This is a genomic window from Microcystis sp. M_QC_C_20170808_M3Col (genome assembly GCF_007095505.1).
Classification (GTDB): Bacteria; Cyanobacteriota; Cyanobacteriia; order Cyanobacteriales; family Microcystaceae; genus Microcystis.
Genome location: NZ_SFBY01000258.1, coordinates 1 through 8,162, shown reverse-complemented (window position 1 = coordinate 8,162; position 8,162 = coordinate 1). Strand labels below are relative to the sequence as shown.

General features: G+C 39.5%; 12 protein-coding genes. 10 read left to right on the top strand and 2 right to left on the bottom strand.

Going from position 1 to position 8,162, the window contains the following annotated elements:
- Positions 1–189: 189 nt before the first annotated feature.
- The 6 genes from EWV84_RS11745 to EWV84_RS11720 all read left to right on the top strand — a co-directional run bounded on the left by EWV84_RS11745 (position 190) and on the right by EWV84_RS11720 (position 4,804).
- Positions 190–972, top strand: a complete 783-nt coding sequence (locus EWV84_RS11745; RefSeq protein WP_287078128.1) for an ABC transporter ATP-binding protein — start codon at positions 190–192, stop codon at positions 970–972.
- Between the two features lie 46 nt (positions 973–1,018).
- Positions 1,019–2,350 carry an MlaD family protein gene (locus EWV84_RS11740; protein WP_287078127.1) on the top strand — a complete coding sequence of 444 codons (1,332 nt, stop codon included), beginning with the start codon at positions 1,019–1,021 and terminating at the stop codon, positions 2,348–2,350.
- A gap of 135 nt (positions 2,351–2,485) precedes the next feature.
- Positions 2,486–3,589: a non-hydrolyzing UDP-N-acetylglucosamine 2-epimerase gene (wecB, locus tag EWV84_RS11735; RefSeq protein WP_286825749.1), complete on the top strand. Its 1,104-nt coding sequence runs from the start codon at positions 2,486–2,488 to the stop codon at positions 3,587–3,589.
- A 3-nt stretch (positions 3,590–3,592) separates the two neighbouring features.
- Positions 3,593–4,078 (top strand): crossover junction endodeoxyribonuclease RuvC, encoded by a 486-nt coding sequence (locus EWV84_RS11730; RefSeq protein ID WP_016514371.1) that lies wholly within the window; start codon positions 3,593–3,595, stop codon positions 4,076–4,078.
- Between the two features lie 260 nt (positions 4,079–4,338).
- Positions 4,339–4,590 carry a hypothetical protein gene (locus EWV84_RS11725; protein WP_286825748.1) on the top strand — a complete coding sequence of 84 codons (252 nt, stop codon included), beginning with the start codon at positions 4,339–4,341 and terminating at the stop codon, positions 4,588–4,590.
- On the top strand, positions 4,577–4,804 hold the full coding sequence (locus EWV84_RS11720) for a hypothetical protein (RefSeq protein ID WP_286825747.1): 228 nt from the start codon (positions 4,577–4,579) through the stop codon (positions 4,802–4,804). Before EWV84_RS11725 ends, EWV84_RS11720 begins: the two co-directional genes overlap by 14 nt.
- Before the next feature lie 243 nt (positions 4,805–5,047).
- Here the strand turns inward: EWV84_RS11720 and EWV84_RS11715 are convergent, their stop codons facing one another.
- Positions 5,048–5,341, bottom strand: a complete 294-nt coding sequence (locus EWV84_RS11715) for a hypothetical protein (RefSeq protein WP_287078126.1) — start codon at positions 5,339–5,341, stop codon at positions 5,048–5,050.
- 290 nt (positions 5,342–5,631) lie between these two features.
- Here EWV84_RS11715 and EWV84_RS11710 point away from each other — a divergent pair, with 290 nt between their 5' ends.
- The 4 genes from EWV84_RS11710 to EWV84_RS11695 all read left to right on the top strand — a co-directional run bounded on the left by EWV84_RS11710 (position 5,632) and on the right by EWV84_RS11695 (position 7,275).
- Complete coding sequence (locus EWV84_RS11710; protein ID WP_286825745.1) at positions 5,632–6,003, top strand: DUF433 domain-containing protein; 372 nt, start codon at positions 5,632–5,634, stop codon at positions 6,001–6,003.
- Positions 6,003–6,395, top strand: a complete 393-nt coding sequence (locus tag EWV84_RS11705; RefSeq protein WP_287078129.1) for a DUF5615 family PIN-like protein — start codon at positions 6,003–6,005, stop codon at positions 6,393–6,395. The genes EWV84_RS11710 and EWV84_RS11705 overlap by 1 nt, the downstream gene beginning before the upstream one ends.
- A gap of 237 nt (positions 6,396–6,632) precedes the next feature.
- Positions 6,633–6,941 carry a nucleotidyltransferase family protein gene (locus tag EWV84_RS11700; protein WP_287078125.1) on the top strand — a complete coding sequence of 103 codons (309 nt, stop codon included), beginning with the start codon at positions 6,633–6,635 and terminating at the stop codon, positions 6,939–6,941.
- Positions 6,931–7,275, top strand: coding sequence for a HepT-like ribonuclease domain-containing protein (locus EWV84_RS11695; protein WP_287078124.1), 345 nt, complete (start codon positions 6,931–6,933; stop codon positions 7,273–7,275). Before EWV84_RS11700 ends, EWV84_RS11695 begins: the two co-directional genes overlap by 11 nt.
- A 223-nt stretch (positions 7,276–7,498) precedes the next feature.
- Here the strand turns inward: EWV84_RS11695 and EWV84_RS11690 are convergent, their stop codons facing one another.
- A complete protein-coding gene (locus tag EWV84_RS11690; protein ID WP_287078123.1) occupies positions 7,499–8,026 on the bottom strand; it encodes a hypothetical protein in 528 nt (175 codons plus the stop codon).
- Positions 8,027–8,162: the final 136 nt, after the last annotated feature.

Here is an 8,162-nt window from a genome sequence, read left to right as displayed (position 1 = left end):
ACTTCCCCACTTCCCCACTTCCCCACTTCCCCACTTCCCCACTTCCCCACTTCCCCACTTCCCCACTTCCCCACTTCCCCACTTCCCCACTTCCCCATCCCCCCACACCCGACACCCCACCCCCCACTTCCCCGTCTCCCTAAAATTCCAGAGGTTATAAGATAATTAAGCGACATTAATCTTGATTTCATGAAAGAACCGTTAATTGAATTGAGAGGAGTATCGAAAAGATTCGGGGATAATGTTATTCTCGACGGTTTAGATTTAACCATTTATCGAGGGGAGGCCCTGGTAATTATCGGGCCATCGGGAACGGGAAAATCAACGGTTTTACGGTTAATTGCGGGATTAACGGGGATAAATGCCGGAGAAATTTATATTAAAGGTCAATTGCGTCAGGGATTGCTAGAAGATGGTCGGGAAGCGATGCGAACTTCCTTAGTTTTTCAGCAAACGGCCCTGTTTGATTCTCTCACCGTCGGGGAAAATGTCGGTTTTTATCTTTATGAACAAACTAATTTAAAAAAAGCCATAATTAGGGAATTAGTGGAAAAAAGCCTGGAAATGGTCGGTTTACAGGGAATTAGTGACCTTTATCCCTCGGAACTATCGGGGGGAATGCGTAAACGGGTGGCTTTTGCCCGCGCTATTATCACTAATCCCGATAATCAGGCCGATAATCCCGAATTACTGCTGTATGATGAACCTACCGCTGGATTAGACCCGATAGCTTCCACAATTATCGAGGATCTAGTGCGGACTCTCCATGAAAAATCAGGGTCTGCGAACACTTATGTGATGGTTTCTCACCAACAAAGTACCATCCGACGCACCGCCGATCGAGTAGTATTTCTCTATCAGGGAAAAGTGCAATGGCAGGGATTAGTGGCAGATATCGATCGTACCGATCATCCCATGATCCGGCAATTTTTTAGCGCCAGCATTGAAGGCCCGATTAGGACAATCGTTTAAGCTAGATTAAGCTAAATTAAGAACTATCGAGAATGAGAGAAAAATCATGCAGAGTTCGCGAGCTTTACGGGAAGGAAGACTAGGTTTGTTTGCCCTAGGCGGATTATTAGTCTTTGGGGCGCTCGCTATCTGGGTTCGCGGGGGGGGATTTGGTCAAAGAACCTATCAATTAATCTTCGAGTTTGCCGACGTGGAAGGGTTACAAGTCGGGGCGCCAGTGCGTTTTCGCGGGGTGAGAGTGGGAAGAATTACGAGTTTTATCCCCGGGAGTAATCAAGTGGAGGTTATTGCCGAGATAGCTTCTGCTAATTTAGTTATGCCTAGGAAGGTAACTGTTACTACCAATCTTTCCGGATTAATTGGGGAGGCAGCCATCGATATCACTCCCTTAGTTTCTTTAAGTGCTGAGGCCAAAAATCTCGACCCTCTGAGTCCCGACTGTGATCAACAGTTAATTCTCTGTAATAATACTCGTTTACAGGGGACAACAGGAACACAATTAATGTCTAGTGTTGGTCGTTTAGTGGATACTTTTACCAGTCCTGAATTTGTGGGTAATCTCAATGATGTCACTAAAAATACCGCTATAGCAGCTCAAAAAATCGCCCGTTTATCCGATGATACCTCCCAGACTATCCGTAATGCCCAAAGAGAAATCTCTCGTCTATCTTTGGAATTAGCTACCACCAGTCGCTCGGTCACTAATACGGCTAATAATGCCTCCCGTTTTGTCAATACTTTAGATAATACCGTTCAGGAAAATCGCAGTCAAATCAGCAGGACTTTTCAACAATCTTCCCAATTAGTCGCTAATCTCAATGCTGTTCTCAGCGAAAATCGGGGACAAATTGTTAATACTCTCGATAATATTAATCAAGCTAGTTTAGGTATTGGTAGTCTCGCTAATAATCTCAATAATACCGCCCTGAGGTTGAATGCAGGTTTAGATGAAATTGATACTAAACAAGTCATGCAAAATATCGAGACTATTTTGAATAATGCGGTGGAAACATCGAATAATTTACGAGAAATTACTAAAACTATTAACGATCCTGCTACAATTGTCGTACTGCAAAAAACTCTCGAATCCGCTAGGGTGACTTTTGAAAATACTCAAAAAATCACCTCCGATATCGATGAGTTAATTGGTGATCCCCAATTTCGCGAGAATTTAAGACGTTTAATTGATGGCTTAAGTAATCTGCTTTCTTCCGGGGAACAATTAGAATATAATTTGCGTATTGCTCAAACTTTGGATACCATGACTCAAGAGTTAGCTAAACAAAAAGTTTTGACCATCTCTCGACCTTTAAATCCTAAGCAAATGCAACTCTATCACCAATTTATCGTTCAACAACCTCAAACGAGTGAAAAATGACAAAACAGCACAATTCAAGCGATTTTCAGTGATCAGTAAACAGTAATCAGTGAACTGAAAACTCACATCTGATAACTAATAACTGATAACTGAAAACTCACATCTGATAACTAATAACTGATAACTGATAATAATATGTTGAAATCAATTTGTATTACTCTTGGAACTCGTCCCGAAGCGATTAAATTAGCTCCCGTTATTCGTACTTTTCAAGAATCGGAACAGTTTCAAACCCATGTAATTCTGACGGGACAGCATAAAGAAATGGTAGCGCAGGTGATGGAATTATTTGCTTTAAAAGCAGATGAAAATCTGGATATTATGCAAACCCATCAAACTTTAACTGATATTACTTGCCGCAGTTTACGGGGTTTAGAAACGGTTTTTGAGCGCATAAAACCAGATTTAATTATTGTGCAAGGTGATACTACTACGGCTTTTGCTGCTGCTTTAGCGGCTTTTTATCAACAAATTCCTATCGCCCATGTGGAGGCAGGATTAAGAACTAATGATATCTATAATCCCTATCCCGAAGAAGCTAATCGTCGCCTAATTTCTCAACTAACTACCCTACATTTTGCTCCCACTACTTTAGCCGTGGAAAATTTACAAAAATCCGGGGTGACAGGAAATATTCACCACACCGGCAATACGGTTATTGATGCTTTATTAACCGTAGCCAAAACCGCCCCAGAATGTCAAATTGCGGGCTTAAATTGGTCAGATTATCGGGTTTTATTAGCCACGGTTCACCGCCGGGAAAATTGGGGCGAACCCCTACAGGATATTATCAAAGGATTTACTTTGTTGTTAGAAAAATATGCCGATACAGCCCTATTATTACCCCTCCATCGCAATCCCACCGTCCGAGAACCAATTCAGTCCGCTTTGGGCAATCATCCCAGGGTATTTTTAACTGAACCTCTCGATTATGCCGAGTTAGTGGGGGCGATTCAACGCTGTTATTTATTATTAACTGATTCCGGCGGCATTCAAGAAGAAGCCCCTAGTTTAGGAAAACCGGTTTTAGTATTGCGAGAAACCACGGAAAGACCGGAAGCAGTACAAGCGGGAACAGCGAAATTAATTGGGACAAATCCAGAGCAAATTTTAGCAGAAGCGGGAGAATTATTAGGGGATAAAATCGCCTATGCTCGTATGGCTAATGCAATTAATCCTTTTGGAGATGGACAAGCATCCCAAAGAATCCTCCAAATCGTCCAAGATTTTTTGGCTTAATCTATGACTACTTGGTTGGGTATCGACCCCGGATTAGCGATTGTCGGTTGGGCTATTCTCCGGGATAATAGTGAGTTAATGCCGATTTTAGTCGATTACGGCACGATCGAAACTTCTAAAAATCTTTCTACTGCCCAGCGTTTGATCGAAATTGAACGGGATTTAAAGGAGTTAATCGCAGAATATAAACCGGGAGAAATTGCCGTGGAAATGCCCTTTTTTAACCGGCAAATCAAGGCAGCCGGTGGAGTCCTGCAAGCCTTAGGAATTATCAATCTAGTTAGCTGTCGGGATGGGGGAATTGAACCGATTTTCCTCCATCAAGCTAGTTGGAAATGTCATCTCGGCCATGGTAAGGCCACTAAAGCTGAGGTGGCCGAACAAATTAAGTATTTATTCGGATTGACAAAAATGCCTATTAATGATGCTGTAGATGCTATAGCGATCGCCTATGCCGCTTTCAGTGGCGTTCGCAATCAAATCTCTTGAAGTAATTTGACGAAATTGGCCCAAAAATTTAGCTGACAACTAAAAGCCATTTTTAAGCTTGGACTGTCTTAGTTCGATGGGACGGTTGAAGATAATAAGGCCTTCAAATATCTTTGATTAGCGTTGGGTTTCATGCTTCAACCCAACCTACCATATCAGAGATCGCACTAAAGGGTTTAAGTGTGGACATTGTGATAATTGTCATCGTCAATGCTAACAAAAATATGGTATAGTTCTTAAATGAGTATAAGTTTAAAATAATGAAAATAAAAGTTTCCGAAAAAAAGCGATCATCAAACGGAGTTAACCCTCAGTTAAAAGATATTGCCTATTCTATGGACGCACTGATTCCAGGCTTTTATATTTGGTTGGGTTCTTTTTGTTGGCGATTGGGGGGTAGTGATGCAGAAGAAAGTTATCCAGGAACAATACATAGTTTTGCTGGTATCAGCTTAGTTTTACCTGGTTATCAAATTTTTACAACCTATAAAGGGAGTTATGACCCTCGATAAGCATCAAATTGATGGTCTTTCTCCCATTTCATCTAAAATAATGCCAGCAGAAGTTTTTGAACAATTGATGTTCAATGCTGGTTATACCGTTGTTGGGTCTGCTCCAGCCAAGGGAAATAGAATTAAAGTTTGGTGGAATCATTCTAGTTTCCGTCGTGTTGAAGCAATTTATAGTGCCGATAGAAGTCTGGTTATTACGGCTTATTATCCATGAACCATGAGCTTTCTGTGACGAAAATATATTTATTGTTTACCCACAACTTACTGGTAATCCTAATCCCCAAGGAATGGGTTCCGAGGTATTGTCTAGTTGAGAGCATTTTTCTTTTATAGTTGTACCATCTTGTTGAATATAATAATTTATACTTATATCTGATTGCGATATCCAAAAACTTACTATAGCTGTATTGCCACAGTTTTTAACAATTTGGTTAGCCCAATTATTTAAAAGCTTTGGTTATGCGAAAATATTACTGATGGCAATTCCATTACTGGTAGTAGCACCTACATCATCGATTAGAACAACATCTAATACATCAGTTTTATTTGTTGAATTTCCTGTCCTATAACTATTAGCCGTTCCCTTAGAAACACTAAATTCAACTCTTCTAACCCCTTTAGAACGAATTTCTTGAAGAATTTTATCAACAGTAGCTTGACAGCCTGGCTTTGGTTCTGATTGTGCTTTAACCAAAGGATAGGAACCAGCAAAAAGCGTTAACAATCCTAATAACGGAACATAAGGAAGCACTTAAAAGATTTTGGGAGTTAAATAGTTTCATGGCTTTGTCCTCTGAGAAAACTTAATTAAAATCAAAAGTTTTTGTTAGCAGTTGGTTGTGTTGGGTTTCGCACATTAAGCCAACCTACACCCTGTTTCAGCTAAAATAGTACATTATGATTGTCATTGCGAGCGATAGCGAAGCAATCTAATTGCGAGATTTTCTCTTGCCTCATTTTAGCTGAAACAGTCCAGTATCCTGAATCTAGCTTGAGCTTTTGATCAGGTATCATGGAGTTAATCTTGTAGGAGCATTCGATATGACTCTGGCATCAGGTGGGCAAGCAACAATCATTCGTACAGAGCGTGGATTGACCATTTCAGGTACACGCATCACTCTTTATGACGTAATGGACTATCGGAAGGCTCATTACCCATCCAAGCTGATCCGTGAAAAACTCGGTCTTAATGATGAGCAGATTCGTTTAGCCCTAGAATATATTGATACCCATCGCGCTGAGGTTGAAGCAGAATACCAAGAATGCCTGCAAACAGCCGCGGAGATTCGGCAATATTGGGAAGAGCGAAATCGTGAACGATTTGCCAAGATCGCGGCGATGCCCCCGAAGCCGGGTCAGGAAGCCCTTCGTGCCAAACTTCAAGCCTGGAAAGCCCGGATTGAAGCCGAATGATGAATTTCTTGATTGATTACAACTTAACAGGTGATGCTGTTTTATTCTGGGGAACTCTTTCGGCCGAAGGATGGCTTGACCTATTAACCATCCGCTTCTTCACCTTTCAGGAAGTTGGGTTGCCGATGGATAGTAGTGATCGCGTCGTTTGGCAATTTGCCCAAACCAACCAGATGATTTTGATTACAGCGAATCGGAATATGAAGGGAGACGATTCTCTAGAACAGACAATACGGGAAGAGAATACGCCAACTTCCTTACCAATTTTGACAATTGGGAATCCTGATCGATTTGATGAGGGCCGCTATCGGCAAAACTGTGCCACTCGTCTGATTGAGATTTTGCTTGATCTCGACAACTACATGGGAGTCGGTCGAATTTTTATTCCCTAAAGATCGCCATCTTCTAGTGGACTGTTTCAGCTAAAATAGTACATTATGATTGTCATTGCGAGCGATAGCGAAGCAATCTAATTGCGAGATTTTCTATTGCCTCATTTAGGTTGACGTTAAAAAAAGTAACTGTTGGTTGTGTTGGGTTTTGTTCTTCAACTACAAGAGCAGCGAACGCACTCATCAAAATTTAGGTTAATTTTTAAGTAATTTCGAGAATATTTCCTGGAGATTAAAATGACAACAAACAAATCTGATTTTGAACAAATCTTTGATGTTTTGAAAAGCTACCTAGAGAGTCTAAAGTTAAAATATCAAGTTAAAAGTTTAGGAGTTTTTGGTTCTTTTGTTAGGGGTGAAGCGACAGCTAATAGTGATCTAGATTTATTGGTAGAATTTAAAGGAGATGTAACTTTTGATAATTATATGGATTTAAAATTTTTACTTGAGGATTTATTTAAGCGCAAAATTGATTTAGTAATCAAGGAAGATATTAAACCCCAGATTCGAGAACGTATTTTAGAGGAAACGGTTTATGTCTCGTGATCTGAGGCTTTATTTAACTGATATTTTGAGTAGTATTCAAAAAATTCAAGATTATACAGCAGGGATGAACTATGATGATTTAATTGAGGATAATAAAACTTTTGATGCAGTCGTTCATAATTTGCAAATTATTGGCGAAGCAACTAAGCAAATTCCTGATGAGATTAGGCGAAAATATCCTGAGACTGCATGGCGAAAAATTGGTGGTTTAAGGGATATTATTGCTCATGGTTACTTTATGGTTAATCCTAAGATTGTTTGGGATATCATCGCAACAAAAATTGAACCACTTTATAAGACTGTTGAATTGATTTTAGAGAGTGAAATTAAATAGGAGTATTCATTGTTTACCAAAGTGAATAGTAATGTCCATAATGCAAGTTATGTTGTTCAACACTCTATTTTGACTTAAATTGCCCTAAAATGCTACCTTCTATTTGTTGGCTAGTTATCAAAGCTAGTAAGCTGAAAGTATAGAATATTTGAGTCAGGTTAAATTTGATTTTCATGGTTTTATCTTTTAAGATGATAAGGAAAAGTTACACTTCGTCATAATTTTATAGACATATTGATAATCCCCAAGGAAGAGGATTAGGTGCATTTTCTGGTTTAACACATTTATTCAATTTTGTCGTTCCATCAGATTGAATGTAGTAATCTTCACCCCAATCTGATTGATCATTACCAAAATCAACTATCGCTGTATTGCTACAATTAGCAACAATTCCATCTGCCCAACTTTTCAATAAACTTTTAGAACCCATGATATTATCAATAATGGATTGACTTCGAGAATCAAAAGTAGGTTTTTTAGTAAAATCCCAAGCACTTAAAATTATTTCTAACTCGTCTGTTCTGTTAGTTGGATTACCCGTGTTATTTTCATTAGCTCTTCCCTTATAAAGCTTAAACCAAGTTCTTCTAACTCCCTTTGAGCTAATTTCTTCAAGGACTTTATTGACAGTAGCTTGACAGCCTAGCTTTGGTTCTGATTGTGCTTTAACCAAAGGATAGGAACCAGCAAAAAGCGTTGAAAATCCTAATAAGGAAGCAATTAACAGATTTTGGGAGTTAAGTAGTTTCATGGTTTTGTCCTCTGAGGAAACTTAATTAAAATAAAACATTTTTGTTGACAGTTGAGTTGACGTTAAAAAAGTAACTGTTGGTTGTGTTGGGTTTCGTTCCTCAACTACAAGAGCTGCGATCAAACTTCGGCTAATC